13 protein-coding genes are annotated in these 18577 nt (G+C 70.7%); 7 read left to right on the top strand and 6 right to left on the bottom strand.

The features are described from left to right. The first annotated feature begins 2 nt into the window (after window positions 1–2). From asnB to QSK30_RS09460, 6 genes are all read left to right on the top strand, one after another. On the top strand, window positions 3–1853 hold the full coding sequence (gene asnB, locus QSK30_RS09485) for an asparagine synthase (glutamine-hydrolyzing) (protein ID WP_285501447.1): 1851 nt from the start codon (window positions 3–5) through the stop codon (window positions 1851–1853). Next, entirely contained in the window at window positions 1850–2524 is a 675-nt protein-coding gene (locus QSK30_RS09480; RefSeq protein WP_285501444.1) for an acetyltransferase, read from the top strand. Before asnB ends, QSK30_RS09480 begins: the two co-directional genes overlap by 4 nt. Next, on the top strand, window positions 2521–3630 hold the full coding sequence (locus tag QSK30_RS09475) for a DegT/DnrJ/EryC1/StrS family aminotransferase (RefSeq protein ID WP_285501443.1): 1110 nt from the start codon (window positions 2521–2523) through the stop codon (window positions 3628–3630). The genes QSK30_RS09480 and QSK30_RS09475 overlap by 4 nt, the downstream gene beginning before the upstream one ends. Continuing rightward, window positions 3627–4205 carry an acyltransferase gene (locus QSK30_RS09470; protein ID WP_285501441.1) on the top strand — a complete coding sequence of 193 codons (579 nt, stop codon included), beginning with the start codon at window positions 3627–3629 and terminating at the stop codon, window positions 4203–4205. Before QSK30_RS09475 ends, QSK30_RS09470 begins: the two co-directional genes overlap by 4 nt. 575 nt (window positions 4206–4780) lie before the next feature. Further along, window positions 4781–8734, top strand: a complete 3954-nt coding sequence (locus QSK30_RS09465) for a DUF4082 domain-containing protein (RefSeq protein WP_285501440.1) — start codon at window positions 4781–4783, stop codon at window positions 8732–8734. A 19-nt stretch (window positions 8735–8753) separates the two neighbouring features. Beyond that, window positions 8754–9797, top strand: coding sequence for a glycosyltransferase family 2 protein (locus tag QSK30_RS09460; RefSeq protein WP_285501438.1), 1044 nt, complete (start codon window positions 8754–8756; stop codon window positions 9795–9797). 803 nt (window positions 9798–10600) lie between these two features. Here the strand turns inward: QSK30_RS09460 and QSK30_RS09455 are convergent. The 3 genes from QSK30_RS09455 to QSK30_RS09445 all read right to left on the bottom strand — a co-directional run bounded on the left by QSK30_RS09455 (window position 10601) and on the right by QSK30_RS09445 (window position 13092). Next, window positions 10601–11578 carry a sporulation protein gene (locus QSK30_RS09455; protein ID WP_285501436.1) on the bottom strand — a complete coding sequence of 326 codons (978 nt, stop codon included), beginning with the start codon at window positions 11576–11578 and terminating at the stop codon, window positions 10601–10603. 137 nt (window positions 11579–11715) lie between these two features. Beyond that, window positions 11716–12585, bottom strand: coding sequence for a hypothetical protein (locus tag QSK30_RS09450; RefSeq protein WP_285501433.1), 870 nt, complete (start codon window positions 12583–12585; stop codon window positions 11716–11718). Window positions 12586–12594: 9 nt separating this feature from the next. Then, window positions 12595–13092 carry a SigE family RNA polymerase sigma factor gene (locus QSK30_RS09445; RefSeq protein WP_285501429.1) on the bottom strand — a complete coding sequence of 166 codons (498 nt, stop codon included), beginning with the start codon at window positions 13090–13092 and terminating at the stop codon, window positions 12595–12597. Window positions 13093–13263: 171 nt separating this feature from the next. Between QSK30_RS09445 and QSK30_RS09440 the strand changes: the two genes are divergently transcribed. After that, window positions 13264–14829, top strand: coding sequence for an Ig-like domain repeat protein (locus QSK30_RS09440; RefSeq protein ID WP_285501428.1), 1566 nt, complete (start codon window positions 13264–13266; stop codon window positions 14827–14829). Window positions 14830–14867: 38 nt separating this feature from the next. On the opposite strand, the gene QSK30_RS09435 is transcribed toward QSK30_RS09440, so the two are convergent. The 3 genes from QSK30_RS09435 to QSK30_RS09425 are packed head-to-tail and all read right to left on the bottom strand — an operon-like array spanning window position 14868 to window position 18576. Then, window positions 14868–15689 (bottom strand): glycosyltransferase family 2 protein, encoded by an 822-nt coding sequence (locus QSK30_RS09435; RefSeq protein WP_285501427.1) that lies wholly within the window; start codon window positions 15687–15689, stop codon window positions 14868–14870. After that, entirely contained in the window at window positions 15686–17152 is a 1467-nt protein-coding gene (locus QSK30_RS09430; protein WP_285501425.1) for a lipopolysaccharide biosynthesis protein, read from the bottom strand. Before QSK30_RS09430 ends, QSK30_RS09435 begins: the two co-directional genes overlap by 4 nt. Next, window positions 17149–18576 (bottom strand): O-antigen ligase family protein, encoded by a 1428-nt coding sequence (locus tag QSK30_RS09425; protein WP_285501423.1) that lies wholly within the window; start codon window positions 18574–18576, stop codon window positions 17149–17151. The genes QSK30_RS09430 and QSK30_RS09425 overlap by 4 nt, the downstream gene beginning before the upstream one ends. Window position 18577 lies beyond the last annotated feature (1 nt).

Here is an 18577-nt window from a genome sequence, read left to right as displayed (position 1 = left end):
TCATGTGCGGAATCGCGGGAGTGCGCAGGCTCGACGGGGCGCCGGTCGACCCGGCCGTGCTCGTCGAGATGGCCAGGCGGTTGCACCACCGGGGCCCGGACGACGCCGGGACCTGGATCGACGGGAGCACCGGCTTCGCGCACACCCGGCTCTCGATCATCGACCTGGGCGCCTCGCAGCAGCCGATGCGCAGCCACGACGGCCGCAAGACGATCGCGTTCAACGGCGAGATCCTCAACTACCGGCAGCTGCGCTCGCACGTGGACTACCCGTACCGCACCGGCGGCGACACCGAGACGCTGCTGGCGGTGTACGAGAAGTACGGCGTCGACGGGGTGGACAAGCTGCGCGGGCAGTTCGCCTACGCGCTCGACGACGCCGACACCGGTGAGCTGCACCTGGTGCGCGACCGGCTCGGCATCCTGCCGCTGTACTACTACCTCGACAACGAGGTGTTCGCCTTCGCCTCGGAGATCAAGGCGCTGTTCCCGGCCATCGGCGACCGCCAGGTCGACCGGGCCAGCCTGCACGACTACCTCGCGCACCGGTCGGTGCCCGCGCCGTACACCCTGATCGAGGGCGTGCGGAAGGTGCCGCAGGGCCACCGGCTCACCCTGGGCCGCGACGGCCAGGTCCGGCTGCGCGCGTACTGGCAGATCCCCCAGGAGAACCACCGCGAGGTGGCCCCGGAGGAGGCCGTGCGGATGGTGGCCGACGCGCTCGACGCCTCGATCGCCGACGCGCTGGTCGCCGACGTGCCGGTGGGCGCCTACCTCTCCGGCGGCATCGACTCCAGCCTGATCTCCGCGCTGGCCGCCAAGGCCAAGGGCGGTACCGGCCTGCACACCTTCGCCGCCGGCTTCGGCGACCCCCGGGTCGACGAGCTGAACTGGGCGCGCAAGGTGGCGGGCATCGTCGGCAGCGAGCACCACGAGGTGATCGTCACCGCCGAGGACTTCAAGGAGAACTGGGCGCAGCTGAGCTGGCACCGGGACGCGCCGCTGTCCGAGCCCGCCGACGTGGCGGTGTTCAAGCTGGCCGAGCTGGCCCGCCGCGAGGTCAAGGTCGTGCTCTCCGGCGAGGGCAGCGACGAGCTCTTCGGCGGCTACCCCAAGTACCGCTTCGCCGCCGCCACCCGCTGGGCCGGGCTGGTCCCGGGCGCGGTGCGCGGCCGGATCCTGCCCCGCATCGAGCGCGCGCTGCCCGCCTCGCGTGCGCGGCTGGGCGTGGCGGTCCGGGCGATGGGCGAGGGCAGCTCCGCGGAGCGGATGCGCGGCTGGTTCGCCCCGTTCACCGAGCGCGAGCGCGACGGGCTGCTCGGCGGTCCCGCCGTGCGCAGCGCGATCGCGCCGTACGAGCGCGGCCGCGGCGACGCGCTGAGCCGGATGCTCTACGCCGACTCGCACGCCTGGCTCGCCGACAACCTGCTCGAGCGCGGCGACCGGATGTCGATGGCCGCCTCGCTGGAGCTGCGGCCGCCGTTCCTCGACCACCGGCTGGTGGAGCTGGCGTTCTCGCTGCCCAGCTCGGTCAAGGTGCGCGGCGGGGTGACCAAGTGGGTTATCAAGGAGGTCGCGCGCAGGCACCTGCCCGGCGAGGTCGTCGACCGCGCCAAGTCCGGCTTCAAGGTGCCGCTGGACGCCTGGTTCCGCGACGGCCTGCGCGAGATGGCCAACGACCTGCTCACCGGCCCGTCGTCGTTCGTCGGCGGCGCGCTGGACCCGGCGGCGGTCCGCAAGCTGCTCACCGAGCACGACGCGGGCACCCGCAACGAGCAGCCCCGGCTGTGGACGCTGCTCTCGCTCGAGGTCTGGCACCGCGAGCTGTCCCGATCGGCGTGGGTGCGCACGTGACTCGCCCGTTGCTCTTGGTCGGCGCCGGTGGCCTGGCCAGGGAGGTGCTGGCGGCCGCCCGCGCGCTGCCGGACCAGTTCACCCCGCTCGGCCTGCTCGACGACGACCCCGTTCGGCACGGGGTCACCCTGGACGGTCTGCAGGTGCTCGGCCCGGCCGAGCTGGTCCACCAGCACGAGGACGCGCTCGTGCTGGTCTGCGTCGCCTCCCCCGGCCGCCCGGACGGGCGGGCCAAGGTGGTCCGCAGGCTCAACCTGCCCGCCGAGCGCTACGCCACGCTGGTCCACCCGATGGCCTCGGTGGCCGCCGGGACCGAGCTCGGCGAGGGCACCGTGCTGCTCGCCGGGGCGGTGATCACCGCGCCGCAGCGGGTCGGCGCGCACGTGCTGGCCATGCCGCACGTGCTGTTCACCCACGACGACGTCGTCGGCGACTTCGTGACCTGCGCCGGGCGGGCCGCGCTCGCGGGCGCGGTGACCGTGGCCGAGTCGGCGTACCTGGGAGCGGGTTCGCTCGTTCGCCAGGGTGTCCGCGTCGGCGCCCGTGCCGTGATCGGCATGGGGGCTGTCGTGCTGTCCGACATCCCGGACGGCCAGACCTGGGCAGGCGTGCCCGCCAAGCAACTCATCGACCGGGCACCGTGCCCGAAGCCTCGCGAGGAGACCGCATGACCGGCCCCATCCCCCTGGTCGACCTGGCCGCGCAGCACGCCGCCGTGGCGGAGGAGGTGGCCGCGGGCTGGTCCCAGGTGCTCGCCAAGACCGCCTTCGTCGGCGGCCCGCAGGTGGCCGCCTTCGAGGCGGAGTACGCCGAGTTCTCCGGTGCGGCGCACTGCATCGGCGTCGGCAACGGCACCGACGCGCTCGAGTTCGCGCTGCGCGCGCTGGAGATCGGCCCGGGCGACGAGTGCATCGTGCCCGCCAACACCTTCATCGCCACCGCCGAGGCCGTGGCGCGCACCGGGGCCACCGTGGTCCTGGTCGACTGCGACCCCGACACCGCGCTGATCGACCCGACCGCCGCCGCGGCCGCGGTGACCACCCGCACCCGCGCGGTGCTGCCGGTCGACCTCTACGGCCAGGTCGCCCCGATCGAGAAGCTGCGCGCGCTGCTGCCCGCCAACGTCGCGATCGTCGAGGACGCCGCGCAGTCGCAGGGCGCCACCCGCCACGGCGAGACCGCGGGCTCGCTCGGCGATATCGCCGCCACCAGCTTCTACCCGGGCAAGAACCTCGGCGCCTACGGCGACGCGGGCGCGGTCACCACCTCGCGCGCCGACCTGGCCGAGCGGGTCCGGCTGCTCGGCGCGCACGGCTCGCCGCGCAAGTACGAGCACCCGGTGCTGGGCTTCAACTCCCGGCTGGACACCCTGCAGGCCGTCGTCCTCTCGGCGAAGCTGCGCAGGCTCGCGGGCTGGAACGCCGCGCGCCGGGAGGCCGCCGACCGCTACACCGCGCTGCTGTCCGAGGTGGACGGCGTGGTCACCCCGGTGGTCGCCGAGGGCAACGTGCCGGTCTGGCACCTCTACGTCGTCCGGGTCGCCGACCGCGACACGGTGCTGGGCAAGCTGCACGCCGAGGGCATCGGCGCGGGCATCCACTACCCCACCCCGGTGCACCTGACCGGCGCGTTCGCCGACCTGGGCCTGGGCGCGGGCGCCTTCCCCAACGCCGAGCTGCTCGGCCGCGAGATCCTGAGCCTGCCGCTGTTCCCGGAGATCACCCCGGCCCAGCAGGAGCGCGTGGTGTCGGTCGTGGCGGACGCGGTGCGCTCGTGACCGCGGTCGACTCCGGGGTGTTCGTGCACGCCCAGGGCCTGTGCGAGAGCGACCAGGTCGGCGCGGGCACCCGGGTGTGGGCCTTCGCCCACGTGCTCCCCGGTGCCCGGGTGGGCGCCGACTGCAACATCTGCGACGGCGCGTTCGTCGAGACCGGCGCCGTGCTGGGCGACCGGGTCACGGTGAAGAACGGGACCCTGGTGTTCGGCGGCGTCACCTGTGAGGACGAGGTGTTCCTCGGCCCCAACGTGCTCTTCACCAACGACCTGCGCCCCCGCGCGGCGATCAAGCGGGGACCGGACCAGCTGGTCGACACCGTCGTCCGGCGGGGCGCCACGCTGGGTGCGGGCACCGTGGTGGTGTGCGGTGTTGAGATCGGCGCCTTCGCCTTCGCGGGCGCGGGCTCGGTGGTCACCAAGAGCGTCGCCCCGCACGCTTTCGTCGCGGGCAACCCGGCGCGCCGGAAAGGCTGGGTCTGCGAATGCGGTGCTCGCCTCGATGACGCACTGCGTTGCGCCGACTGCGGACTGCGTTTCCGCCCCGCGGCCGACGACAACGGGCTGACCCGGGCCTGATTTTTCACGTTCTCGCAATGGCCGCCGACGAAAGTCGGCGGCCATTCGGGTATTCACCCACCCGCACCGCTGTTGGCCGCTGTCGCACTGGGTCGATCGGGTGATTCCGCGCCGGTGACGCCCCTCACTCCGACCGCCCGGTTTGGTTCTGGAGTCGCGTGTGGACGCTGGGTAGCCGGGTGGCGGACCTGCCCGCAGGTCAAGGGGCGCGGGGGATGCGCCCACGTCAGCGCGTGTCGTGCCGGCTACCCTTGGTCGTTGGACTGGAATGGCTTTGGTCGAAAGCTGTGTGTCCAGTAGCGACAGTCGGTGACCGTTCTTGGTCCGGGACCTACTACCTTCCCCCATCGGGGGTAACAGGGTGGGATGTTGTAACGATGTGAGGGTAAATAGGAACCGCGTCCCCTGTCGCGCGTCCCCTATTCGGTGCCAAGTTGATGCTTTAACCCTACATACGGTTACTCACCGTGGAGGCTCGGATGGACCGTGCGATGCACGACGCACGCGGTCGGGGACGGGTGGGGCGCTGGGTGCGCGCTGCCCTCACAGGAGTTTTGATCGTCGTCGGACTGCCCGTGCTCGTCGCTTCGCCGGCTTCCGCCGGTCCCTGTGACGCGCCGGTCAACCCGATCGTCTGCGAGAACTCCAAACCCGGCACGCCGCAGGAGGACTGGAAGGTCGAAAGCCACTACGGCGACATCGAGGGCTTCGGCACCGCCGCCAGCGTCCAGCCCGGCGAGCGGCTGGACTTCAAGATCAAGACGCCGAGCACGAACTACCAGGTCGACATCGTCCGCCTGGGCTACTACGGCGGCACCGGTGGTCGGCTGCAGACGACGCTGGCCCCCACCGCCCACCTCCCGCAGACCCAGCCCAACTGCGCCTACCAGGCCGCGTCCGGGCTGGTCGACTGCGGCAACTGGGCGGTCTCGACGAGCTGGTACGTCCCCAGCACCGCGGTCCCCGGCTTCTACGTCGCGAACTTCATCCGCAACGACGGCGCGGGCGCGGGCGAGTTCCCGTTCGTCGTGCGCAACGACTCCTCCACCTCCGAGATCGTCGTGCAGACCTCCGACCAGACGTGGCAGGCCTACAACAAGTACGGCGACAAGGAGGGGGTCAACGAGTACAACCTGTACGAGGGTGGCTTCACCGGGTCGTCCGACGGCCGCGCGTACAAGGTCAGCTACAACCGCCCGTACCGCAACGGCGGCACCTCGAACTTCCTCAACGCCGAGTACCCGATGATCCGGTTCCTGGAGCGCAACGGCTACGACGTGACCTACCTGTCCGGGGTCGACGTCACGCGCAACCCGAACCTGCTCAAGAACCACAAGGTCTACATCTCCTCCGGCCACGACGAGTACGTCAACGCCGCCCAGCGCGCGGGCATCGAGTCGGCCAAGGCCGCCGGGGTGAACCTGGTCTTCTCCTCGGGCAACACCATGTTCTGGAAGACCCGGTTCGAGAACTCCATCGACGGCGCGAACACCGCGATGCGCACCCTGGTCTGCTACAAGGAGACCAAGGCGCCCAACGGCCAGAAGATCGACCCGAGCCCGGAGTGGACCGGCACCTGGCGCGACCCGCGCTCCTCGCCGCCGGCCGACGGCGGCCGCCCGGAGAACGCGCTCGTCGGCACGCTGTTCAACGTCAACGGCTACCGCGCCGACGCCATCCAGGTCCCGGCCTCCTTCGGCCGCAACCGGTTCTGGCGCAACACCTCGATCGCGACCGCGACCACCACGACCACGCTGTCCGCGGGCACGCTGGGCTACGAGTGGGACGGTGACCCGGACAACGGTCTGCGCCCCGCGGGCTCGGTGCCGCTGTCGGACACCACGGTCACCGTGGACAACGGTCAGCTGCTGCAGGACTACGGCAACCTCTACACCGGCGGTCCGGCCAACCACAAGCTCGTGCTCTACCGCGACCCGACCAGCAAGGCGCTGGTGTTCAGCTCGGCCTCGGTGCAGTGGTCGTGGGGTCTGGACGCGGAGCACTCCTTCCCGGCGGGCGCCCCGTCGTCCGCGCCGGTGAGCCCGCAGATCCAGCAGGCCACCGTCAACCTGCTCGCGGACATGGGCGCTCAGCCCAGGACGCTGATGTCGGGCATGTTCAGCGCGAGCAAGACCACGGACACCACCGGTCCCACGGTCACCATCACGTCCCCGGCCAACGGCAGCACCGTCCCGGCGGGCAGCCCGCGCACCATCACCGGCACCGCGGTCGACAGCGGCGGCGGCAAGGTCGGCTCGGTCGAGGTCTCCGTCGACGGCGGCGCGACCTACCACCGCGCGACCGGTCTGGACAACTGGAGCTACGCCTGGACCCCGAGCGTGCTCGGCCAGGTGAGCATCAAGGTCCGCGCCTCCGACGACAGCGCCAACCTGGGCGCCACCGTCACCAGCAACGCGACCGTCGGCGCGCAGCAGTGCCCGTGCACGATCTTCGGCACCCAGGTGCCGGGCACCGTGGACGGCAACGACACCGCCCCGATCGAGGTCGGCACCAAGTTCAACACCTCGGTGAACGCGACCGTCACCGGTGTCCGCTTCTACAAGGCGACCACGAACACCGGCACGCACACCGGCACGCTGTGGACCTCGGCGGGCCAGCAGCTGGCGACCGGCACGTTCAGCGGTGAGTCGGCCTCGGGCTGGCAGACGCTGACCTTCGCCCAGCCGCAGCAGATCCGCTCCGGGCAGACCTACGTGGTCTCCTACAGCGCGCCCAGCGGCCATTACTCGGTCGACGCCGGGTTCTTCAACGGCAAGGGGGCGGGCATCGTCCCGCTCACCGCGCCCGCGACCGGCAACACCCCCGGCGGCAACGGCGTGTTCAAGTACGGCGTCGGCTTCCCGAACAGCTCGTACAACGGCGGCAACTACTGGGTCGACGCGGTCATCACGACCGACACCGCGGACAACACCCCGCCGGTGGTCCAGTCGACCTCGCCCGCCTCCGGCGGCACCAACGCCTACGTCGACGGCAGCATCTCGGCCACGTTCAACGAGGCCGTCGACCCGGGCAGCGTGCAGTTCACCGTCAACGCCAACGGCAGCCCCATCCCGGGCTCGGTCAGCGTCGACGACAAGGTGGTCACCTTCACCCCGACCGACCTGCTGCCCGCGAACAAGGTGCACTCGGTGACGCTCAACGCCACCGACGGCTTCGGCAACGCCCTGGCCCAGGCCAAGACGTGGAGCTTCACCACCGGCACCAACCTGCAGCCGTGCCCGTGCAACCTGTTCAAGTCGCGGACCCCCGCGACGGTGGACGCCGGGGACGCCAGCGACGTGGAGCTGGGCGTCAAGTTCACCGTCGGCGCCAGTGCCAACGTGACCGGTGTCCGGTTCTACAAGAACTTCAACAACACCGGCACGCACACCGGCTCGATCTGGAGCACCACCGGCCAGCGCCTCGCGACCGGGACCTTCGCCAACGAGTCGGGTTCGGGCTGGCAGACGCTGACCTTCGCCCAGCCGCTGCAGATCCAGGCGGGCCAGACCTACATCGCCTCCTACCGGGCGCCCAACGGGCACTACTCGGTGGACAACGGCTACTTCGCCGCGCAGGGCGCGGGTCGCGGTGTGCTCACCGCGCCCAGCTCCCCGGCGGGCGGCGGCAACGGCGTGTACGTCTACGGCGGCGGCTACCCGAGCAGCTCGTACAACGCCAACAACTACTGGGTCGACCCGGTGGTCGACACCAACGGCGCGGACAACACCGCTCCCACGGTCTCCTCCACCACCCCGGCCTCCGGCGCGACCGGCGTGTCCACCGGTACCGGTGTCACGGCGAACTTCTCCGAGCCGATCAACCCGGCCTCGCTGCAGTTCTCGGTGACCCAGAACGGTGTCGGCGTGGTCAGCGGCACCACCGAGGTGGCCACCGACGGCCGCAGCGTGACCTTCGCCTCGACCGCCGTGCTGGCGGGCAACGCGACGTTCACGGTGAGCGCCCGGGCCGCGGACGCCTGGGGCAACACGATGCCCAGCGCGTACACGTGGACCTTCACCACCGGTGCCGCGGGCCAGTGCCCGTGCAGCCTGTTCCGGCCGACGGACAAGCCCGCGAACAGCACCACGGACGCGACCGTGGAGCTGGGCATGCGGATCACGCCGGGCCAGAACGGCTACATCACCGGTGTCCGGTTCTACAAGACCGCGGGCGACCCCGGTTCGCACACCGGAACCCTGTGGAGCAGTGCGGGCGGCCAGCTGGCCACCGGCACCTTCAGCGCCGAGTCGAGCAGCGGGTGGCAGACGCTCACCTTCGCCCAGCCCGTCCAGGTGACCGCGGGCACCAGCTACGTGGTCTCCTACTGGGGCTCGGCGGGCCACTACGGCTACACCGGGCAGTACTTCACCGCGGACCGGACGAACGGGCCGCTCACCGCGCCCGCGAGCTCGGAGGCGGCGCCCAACGGCCTCTACCGCTACGGCAGTGGTGGCCTGGTCCCGAACGGATCCGGTAACGGAACCAACTACTGGGTCGACGCAGTGTTCGCGACGAGCATTTCGTAGACCCGAGGGGGCTTTACCAGTGGCCAGCGTTGATGTGGTGATCCCGTGCTACAAGTACGGGTCGGTCCTGCCGACCGCCGTGCGCAGCGTGCTCGACCAGCCGGGCGTGGACGTCCGGGTGCTCGTGATCGACGACTGCTCCGGTGACGGCAGTGCCGATGTGGCCCGCGCTCTGTCCGATGTGGACAGCCGGGTGACCGTTCTGGAGCACGAGCGGAACATGGGTCACATCGCCACCTACAACGAGGGCCTGATGGAGTGGGCGAGCGCGGACTACTGCGCTCTCCTCTCCGCCGACGACGCCCTGACCCCGGGTGCGCTCCGGCGGGCGACCCGCCTGCTCGACGCGCACCCGGAGGTCGGGTTCGTCTACGGCCGCCCGCTGCACTGGGACGGCAGCGAGCCGCTGCCGATGGCCAGAACCGAGGACAAGGGCTGGACCGTCTACAACGGACTTTCCTGGCTCCGCAGGCGGTTCACCCTCGGCGAAGGTTGCATTACTTCGCCGGAGGTCGTGGTGCGCACCTCGCTGCAGCGCGAGCTCGGCGGCTACGACCCGGAACTGCGCCACACCGGCGACATCGAGATGTGGATGCGCTTCGCCCTGCACGCGGACGTCGGCTACCTGCGTGGCGTGGACCAGGCGTACTACCGCGTGCACGGCCAGAACATGTCGGCCGCGTACTACGCGTCGGTGGTCAACGACCTGCGCCAGCGCCTCGCGGCCTACACCGCGATCAGCGAGCGCACGGACAACAACCTCCCGGACAAGCACGACATGGACCGCCAGGTCCGCAGGGTCCTGGCCCGGGACGCACTCCGCAGGGCAGGCCGGGCCTTCGACAAGGGCCGCGCCGACACCGACCCGGTCCCCGAACTGATCGACTTCGCCCGCGAGGCCCATGGCGACATCGAGAGCCTGCCGGAATGGCACACCTTGCGCCTGCGCCAGCGCTTGGGCGCACGCAAGGCCCGTGCCCTCTCCCCGCTGGTGCTCACCGCCCCCGCCAGGCGAGTCCGCCAGCACGCCCGCGTACTCCGCTGGCAACGCGAGGGAATCTAACTAGAGACACTCAAGCAGACACACACCGAGAGACCCCAGCGCCCACGGCCTGGGGTCTCTCGGCGTTTCTCCGCCCAGCCGCCCAGCCCCCCGGCTACCCAGCCACCCAACCCCCCGGCCACCCGGCTACCCAACCGCCCAACCCCCCCGGCCACCCTCATCCCGCCCCGCCCCGCCCCGCCCCGCCCCGCCCCTTGGCCTCAGCCTCCGTCCGTTCCCCTCCGTTTCTCCTTCCATTCGATCTCTTCTTCTCTTCATCCCTAATTCTCAAGCCCTACGGAACGCAACACCCGTTACGGATGTGCTCGATCTGGCGGACTCCCTTTGTGTGGGGGAGGAGTGCCGCTAACCTTGACCTGGTGGTGGGGATGCCCTTCACCCCACGCTTTTTCCCCACTGCGGTGCTCTAGGGGCCCCGCGCAAAGGGAGTTCGCCAGATCGAGCCTGCGTCTTAGTCGGGCAACCTGTATGAGCTACGCGTCCTAAACTGGGTGTAGCTCATCCAGGTTGCCCGACTTAAGAGCGAGCTCGATTCAGTGAACTCACTTCGTGCGGGGCCCCTAGAGCACCGCGGTGGTGAAAAAAGGGCGGGTGAAGGGCATTCCCCACCACACGGCAAGTTTAGCGGTACTCTCCCCCCGCACGAAGTGAGTCCACTGAATCGAGCACTGGCGTAGCGGGTGTTGCGTAGCGTGGGGCTTGGCCTTTAGAGAGCGACAAGCCAAGGGCAAATGCGAGTGCAAATGCCAGTGCAAGTGAGTGCTAGGGCAAGGGAATGCAAGTGCTAGGGCGAGGGTGGTGCCTCAGAACTCTTCGCCGCCGCCGTCGTCCCCGTCAATGAGTCCGCCGTCCAGCATGTCGCCGATGATCATGCCGCCGACCAGGCCACCCGCGACCCCGGCAACCATCCCGCCCATCCCAGGCCCACGCCGCTGGTGCTGCCCCGGATGCCCGTACCCCGGCTGTCCATAGCCAGGCTGGCCGTAACCCTGCTGCCCATACCCCTGCTGCCCATACCCCTGCTGCCCAAATCCCTGCTGCGCCTGCCGCCCAGCCAGAGTCTGCTCCAGCCAAGACCCCACAACCGCAGCCCAATCCTGCGCCTGGGCCTCCTCGTGCGAAGCCTGGAACCGCCCAACCCCAGTCCCGCCGAATCGCTTGTCCGCCTGCAGCAAAACCGTCACGCCGGCCGCCGAGGCAATGATGCTCAGTTCCACCTCGCTCACGCCACCAGCGAACTGCGGCGGCGGGTAGAACTCGATCTCCTGGTAGAACTGCAGTTCCTGCCGAACCCCATAAGCCTGTCCGCCCTCAAGCGATACCGACTTGAAGTGGAATCCGAGTTCCCCGAAAGCGTCGAGCACAGCGTCCTGCGACGGCAGTGGGGCGATGTAGACCGGGTCCAGATCGCCCTTGTCCACCGCTTTCGCGATCGACAGTTCCGTGCGCAGTCCGAGTGAGATGCCCGGTAGTGGCTGGCCGGACACCTCGGTCACCGGTGTTTCCCAGGGGAGTGGCAGGGTGAACTGGACCGTTCGCTGTTCCTTCGCTCGCAGTCGGGTCGCGCCGGAGACGACTGCTCGGTGGAATTCGACCTGGCGGGCGGTCGACTGGGTGACCAGGGACAGTGCGATGTGCTCGATCTCGGCGTCGGCCTCGCCGCCGGTCAGGCGGACCTCGCCGTTGAGCGGTCCGCCCGGTACGCCGCGTGGGTCGGACAGGACGGTGTCCACCGTCGGGCCGCCAACGCCGAACTTCTGCAGCATCTTCTTGAAGACCACCGGTCATTCTCTCCCTGAGTAGGTGATCGGGTACCCGACGCCACCACTCTACGGAAGTTTCGGACAAAACGGCCACTTCGGCACACGCGAAGAGGCCGCCGGTCCACAGTGGACCGACGGCCTCCTCTGGGTGGTGGCTAGCGCAGGGTGAACTTCGGTTCGGTGGTGAGTCGGGCCAGCTGCTCGACGGTGAACGGCTCGTTGGCGATGCCGGGCAGTTGGGCGGCGAAGTACCCCTTGGCCTGCGCGAGGAACACGACGGTGCCGTCCGGGTGCTTGTAGGCCGCCCACTGGTCCAGTCGCTTGTCCACGCCCGGCTTGGTGACCACGCCGACCTTCTTGCCGTCGACGTCGACCAGCGAGCAGGTCCCGCCCATGCCCCAGTAGCTCTGGGTCAGCGCGCAGCCGTCCAGGGCGCTCTCGCCGTGGTGGACCTCGGCGCTGAGCCTGCCCCACTTGCCGTCCCCGGTGCCGACCGGGATGTGTGCCTGGTACTCCCAGCCGACCCCGCCCTCACCGGTGGTGGCCTGGTGGTGGCGGAGGGCCCACGGTCCCTGCAAGGACTCGCCCATCACCCCGGGCGGCGAGGTCAGACCCGCGGGCACCGATCCCAGCAGGGTGTCGGTCAGCCGCACGGCCAGGTCTTCCTGCGGTCCGCTGGACTGCGTGTGGCCACCAGGGCTCATGGTGCCCGACGTCGTACCGGTCCTGGTCGGCTTTGTGGGCTTGGTCGACCGGCTGGTCGCGGACGGGCTCGTGGTGATCGTCCCCACGGCGCCCTCGGCGACCGCCGGGCCGCTGTCCGTGCCGCCGAGTCCGGGCAGGAGCACCGCCCCTGCGGCGATCGCGGCCACGGCGGCCGCACTGCCCAGGCCGGCCAGGGTGGCCCGCCTGCGCCGTTGGTCGTGCTTCGCGGCGTCCAGCACCGCACTGCTGTTCATGGCCGGGGGCGTTGCCATCCCGTCCATCGCGCCGCGCAGGGCGTGGCGCACCTCGTGCTCGTCCATGGGGTCCTCTCAGAGGGCTGCGGTGGTGGCGGGGAGGAGAGCGCGCAGGTTGACCAGGCCGCGCGACGCCTGGCTCTTCACCGTGCCGGTGGAGCACTTGAGCGCTCGGGCGGTCTCCTCCAAGGAAAGGTCTTCCCAGTACCGCAGGACCAGTGCGGCGCGTTGCCGCGCGGGCACTCTGGCCAGTGCCCGCAGCAGCACCATCCGGTCTTCCGGGCTGCCCTGCGCGGGGGCGGCCCAGTCGCCGGGCTCGTCGGTGACCTGCTCGCGGCGGAAGAACCCGCGGCGGGTCTCGTCGAGGAAGGTGCGGACGAGGATCTGCCGGGTGTAGGCGTCGAGCTTGCCGTGCTCGGAGATCCGGTTCCACACGCGGTAGAGCTTGACGAACGACGTCTGCACGAGGTCCTCGGCTCGGTGCCAGTCACCACACAGCAGGAACGCCGTGCCGCGCATGGCCCCGGACCGCGCCGCGAAGTACTCGGCGAAGCCCCTGTCCCGATCGTCCATCGAACCCCCTGGGTGCGTAGCTACGGGTTACTCACGCCCGCACCGACCACCAGGGTTGCACGGGTTCGTCTGCTGCTCACCTGCGTCGCCTCACCTGGTCACCCGGTCCGCGCAGGATCGCGGCAACGCGCGCGTGCGCGAGGGGGAGCGACGTAAGACATGGCTGGGTACGTGGCTAGGTACATTGCGCTGGCAGCGTCGAAGAACACCCTGCGGCGGATCGCCGTCGGCGCGGTTGTGTTGGCGTGCACCGCGGTGCTCAGCCTGACCGGCACCGCCGCGGCCGCCGCGGACGGCACCCTCACCCCGACGCTGTCGGGCGGCACCACAGAGGACACCGGTATCACCTACCGCACCTCCGGCCCGTGCGCGGTGGGTGCCACGACCTACCAGCTCACCGCCCGCGGCCCGAACGGGTACGCCGAGGACCTGAACCTCTGGTCCTCCGACCCGGTGTCGATCACGGAACCGTTCACCGCACACCAGGCAGCGCCGTTCGCCGCCTACGGCCGCCTGCTGACCCGCGGTACCTACACGGTCACGCTCACCTGCACGGCGAACTTCGGGACCGAGGTGTTCAACAGCTTCAGCACCGACATCTACCTCAACAGTGCGACGAGGTGGTCGATCTGGCCGCAGCCACCGGTCCCCACGACGGTCACGGTGTCCGTCACGCCGGACAACCCGCGCTTAGCGCCCTACCACCCGGTAACCCTGACCGCGACCGTCTCCCCGCCCTCCGCTGCCGGGCGGCTCAGGTTCCGTGACGGCACGCCGTTGGGTGAGCTCTGGAAACCGGTGGTCGACGGCGTCGCGACAACCCGGGTTAGCTACCCGCTCGGTACGCGCAGCGTCGTCGCCGAGTTCGTCGGGACCGTTCCGGAGGTCGGGGACTCCACCTCGGCACCGCTGGACCTGCTGGTCACCGATCCCGAACCCGTCGCGGTCACCCTCGAGCGCCGCGCGGCTGAGATCGTCGTCGTGGGCAGCCCGTTCGAGCTGCGCGCGACGGTGAGCCCTCGCGAGGCCACCGGCAAGGTGTACTTCTTCTTCCGGGACACCCGCGGCCTCGGCCCGGTCTACCGGGCGGATGTGGTCGGCGGTGTCGCCACCGTGCGCGACGAGGTCCCACCAGACCTCGGCACCTACGGCGTCGTGGCGCAGTTCGTGCCGCCCACGGACCGTTGGGCGGTGTCGGAGTCCGCGCCGGTCCCGATGACCATCGTCGCGTCGAGCGGTCCGGCCACAGTGGACATCACCACCACCGTGGTCCCGGGTGCGCTGACCATCAGCGTCGCCGACCAGGACGTCGTGTTGCCACCGCCCGTCCTGGCCCCGGACGGATCCCTGCGCAGCACGGCCGGATCGCTGAACCCGATCACGGTCACCGACACCCGGGCGGGCAACCCCGGCTGGAACGCCTCCGGTCAGGTGACCGACTTCGCCGGCGGCGCGGACCTGATCAACGGCGCCAACCTGGGCTGGGCGCCGCGGATCGTCGAGCAGTCACCGGTCCAGGCGATCACGGCGGGCCCACGGGTCGACCCGGCCGACGCTATCGGCCTGACGGACGTCGCACCCGCGGGACGGGGACTGCGCGACAGCCGCACCATGGCGACCGCGCTCGCCCTGGCGGGCAACGGAACCGCGCGGTTGTCCGCGGACATCGCGCTCAAGGTGCCCACCAGCGCACCGGCGGGCACCTACACGGCGCGGCTGACCCTCACCGTGATCTGAGGGCTCAGGAGAACGGAGGGCTGCGGAGACCCGGGCGGCTACTGGGGCTGCTCCGGCTGCCACGTCGTGTAGTAGCTGGCCTCGTTGACCAGGTACCGCACGGTCGGCTCCGGCACGTGCGCGACCACCCGGGTCTTGGCCATCCGGTAGACGAACTCCCAGTCCTCCTTGGGAAGCGTCGCCTTCACCCGCGGCAGCCTGCTGAACAGCACGTCGTCGGACCGGCGCAGCACGATGGAGTTCGAGTCGACGTAGGGCGAGTCGTCGGCCATCGTCTTGCGGTCGAAGGGTTCGGACAGCACGTCGAGCACCGTCCCGTCCGCGCGGCGGCGTTCGACGGCCGAGTAGACCAGGTCGGCGCCGCGGCCCAGGGCGGTCAGCGCGTGCGCCAGGTGGTCCTCGCGCCAGGTGTTGTCGTCGTCGAGGAAGGCGATGTAGCGCGACCGGGTGAGCCGGATGCCGACGTTGCGCACCAGGCCGAGCACCGCGGAGTTGCGCGCCAGGCTCACCGCGACCAGGCGCGGGTCGTCCGGCAGCGCGGGCAGGCCGCCGCCGTCGTCGACGACGATCACCAGCTGGTCGGTGACCGTCTGCGCCAGCGCCGACTCGACCGCGTCCGGCAGCAGCTTGGGCCGCTTGAACGTCGGCATCACCGTCGTGACAAGGGTTTCCGGCCGGTCGCCGACCGCGGTGCGCAACCGGGCGACCTGCGCGTCCTCGAACGCGCGCAGCTCGGGCAGCCGCTTGCCCAGGGTGATCCGGTTCTTGGCCTCGTGCATCGGCCACAGGCCGAACGCGTCGCGCAGCGCGCGGCGGACGGTCGCGGAGACGCCGCCGCGGTCCTTGAGGGGGGCGGTCATGCCGTCGCTCCGGCACGGCCGGGGAGCATCGCACGCATCGGGTACACCACCGGGAGGTAGACGGCGACGGCCGCGAGACCGCCGATGAGGAGTTTGGCCCACGGGTTGTCGAACACGTTGTGCACCACGAGGGCCGAGGCCACCACGAGCAGCCCGCCGACGACCGGTCGGCGGCAGGCCAGCAGCGCGGGCTTGAGCCGCAGCCCACGGCGCTTGATCACGAGCAGGAACGCGGGCACCACGACCACCGCGGCCACCGCCACCTGCGCGATGGCCGCGCCGCGGATGCCGTCGAGGTGCGTGCCCAGGATCAGCGCGGGCAGCATCGTGCCCAACCAGAGCGCCTGCAGGCCGATCAGCACCCGGTTGCCGTCGAGGGCGACCAGCAGGTCGTAGCCGATGAACAGCAGGATGCGCAGCAAACCCAGGCCCGCCAAGAACTGCAGCGCCACCGCGGCCGGGATCCACTTCTCGCCGTAGACCACGTGCAGCATCGGGGTGGCGTAGCAGGCGAGCAGCGCGCACACCGGGATCGAGGCGGCCATCAGCAGCCCCACCCCGCGCGCGAGCGCCTGCTCCAGCGCCCGCTTGTCGTTGACCAGCCGGGAGAACCCGGCCAGCGACACCCGCCGCGCGGCCTCGGAGAACACCTGCAGCGGCAGGCTGGACTGGTTGAACGCCATCACGTAGAGGCCCAGCGCGGCCTCGTCGGCCAGCGAGCCGATCACGATCTTGTCCACGTTGGTCACCGACAGCACCAGCAGGCTCGCCGCGGCCAGCGGCAGACCGAACCGGATCAGGTCCCTGGCCACCTCCGGGTTCCAGCCGGGCCGCACCTTCACCGGGCACAGCCACAGGTAGCAGCTCACCGAGACCAGGTTGCCCGCGATCTGCCCGGCCGCGAAGCTCATCGGCCCGGCGCCGGAGGAGGCCAGCGAGATGGTCACGCTGGTGACCACCACGAACGCCGCCGCGTCGCAGAGGAACCTGGTGCGCTGCAGGAACTCCCGGTTCAGGATCGCCGCCGGGACCACCGCGATCCCGTCGAAGATCACCGCCAGGCAGAGCACCCGGACCACCGCCACCGCGTCCGGGCTGCCCATCAGGTCGCAGAACGCGGGCGCGCCGAGGAACACCAGCGCGTAGAGGGCGGTGGACGTGCCGACCGCGATGGTCATCGCCGTCGGCGCGAACTCGCGCACGTCGCGCTCCCAGCGCACCAGCGCCAGGCTCACGCCGAGCTCGTTGAACGCCTGCAGCAGCGTCACCGCGACCAGGGCCACGGCGAACACGCCGTAGTCGGACGGGCTGAGCAGCCGGGCCAGGACGATGCCCGAGACCAGCGTGCCCAACCGCAGCACGACGGTGTTGAGCAGGCTCCACAGCGCGCCGCGGCCGACCTTCCCGCCGACGGTGCTGGGACTGCTCGTGCTCTGCGGCGCCTCGGGGGCGTCTGCGGTCACGCGTGCACCTCGGATTTCTCGGGTTTCTCGGAGCTGTCAGACCCGGGGTCGGCGGACGCGCCCGACTCCCGGTGTTGGCGTCGCTGCAACCGCCTCGGCCGTTGCGCCTGCGCGCCGAGAAGTGGCGGAATCCCACCTGGCTGTTCTTGGACGGTGCGCCAGAGCGCGCCCGCGGCCCCGATCAGCAGGAAGGTGTAGCCGGTGGCCACGGCGAAGCCGATCAGGTCGAAGGTCGCCGAGGAGATTCCGGGCACCGCGATGCAGGCCGCGATGGTGATGCCCAGGTCGCGGATCCGCGGGTCCTTGCTGGCCAGCCGGGCCCGCACGGCGCAGTACATCCCGGCGAGGTAGATGAAGATCAGCAGCGTCAGGCCGATGACCCCGTTCTGCACCAGCGTGCCCAGGTACTGGTTGTCCAGCCAGCCGTACTTCTCCGGCAGGTAGGTCCCCATGCCGCGGCCGAGCCACAGGTGGTTCGGGATCTCCTTGCCCGCCCGCTCGACGGCCCGGCGGCGGCTCTCCGCGCTCGGGTCGACGCTGATGCTGGTGAACAGGCTGACCAGGGTGCCGACCAGACCGGGCACCATCACCCGCATCGCGCCCATGAACAGCACGATCGCGTAGATGGCGCGGACCCGGCGCTTGGGCGCCATCGCCGGGACGATGAAGATCGCCGCGATGGCCAGGCCGAGCACCGCCGAGCGCGACAGCGACTGCATGGAGGCCACCGCCAGGATGGCCAGGCACAGCCACCAGCGCTTCTGCTGGCCGCCGTGGTCCATCCCGCGCAGCGCGTAGTGCAGGGCCAGCGGCACGGTCATCGCGCAGACCACGCCGAACTCGATGGGGTGCCCGGAGGTGCCCGCGGGCCTGCGGAAGTTGGACCGCTCGAGCACGTGCGAGAGGGTGCCGTTGGAGCGCAGCCCGGGGAAGTTGAGGTACTGGGTCAGGTCCAGGCCCGCCATGAACTGCAGGATCCCGACGAAGGCCATGAAGGTCGCGCCGACGATCATGATCTTGAGCAGCCGGTCGATCCGGGCCAGCCCGCGCACCCCGTCGCACACCGCGATGCCGACCGCGGTCACCGCGACCACGGTGATCAGCGTCCGGTCGGCGGCGGCGAGCTCGTCACCGGGCAGGTAGCCGTAGGTGGCGTAGCCGTAGGTGGCCAGCTGCGAGCAGGCGAACAGGAACAGCGCGGTGCGCGCGGCGTTGCGGCCCTTGGCCACACCGAGCGTGGTCACCAGCTGCGCGCAGAACCAGAGCACGCCCATCACCAGGCCGATCGCCACGCCCGGGGCGAGCGACATGGGCAGGCCCTTGATCACCAGCGCCGCCGGGATCACGGTCATCGCCAGCGCGTAGACGCCCGCGATGGTGGCTCCGTCGGCGCGCGAGCGCTTGCCGACGTGGTCGGGGAGCACC

It is taken from the genome of Actinokineospora sp. NBRC 105648, from assembly GCF_030269645.1.
Taxonomy (GTDB): Bacteria; Actinomycetota; Actinomycetes; order Mycobacteriales; family Pseudonocardiaceae; genus Actinokineospora.
The sequence above is the reverse complement of the archived record's forward strand: the minus strand, read 5'-3'. Positions and strand labels throughout refer to the sequence as shown.

Bases quoted from the DNA above. Each gene is read 5' to 3' on its own strand.
- QSK30_RS09435 (WP_285501427.1), bottom strand. From the start codon at position 15,689: ATGACCGCCCCCCTCAAGGACCGCGGCGGCGTCTCCGCGACCGTCCGC.
- QSK30_RS09450 (WP_285501433.1), bottom strand. From the start codon at position 12,585: ATGGACGAGCACGAGGTGCGCCACGCCCTGCGCGGCGCGATGGACGGG.
- asnB (WP_285501447.1), top strand. From the start codon at position 3: ATGTGCGGAATCGCGGGAGTGCGCAGGCTCGACGGGGCGCCGGTCGAC.
- QSK30_RS09475 (WP_285501443.1), top strand. From the start codon at position 2,521: ATGACCGGCCCCATCCCCCTGGTCGACCTGGCCGCGCAGCACGCCGCC.
- QSK30_RS09445 (WP_285501429.1), bottom strand. From the start codon at position 13,092: ATGGACGATCGGGACAGGGGCTTCGCCGAGTACTTCGCGGCGCGGTCC.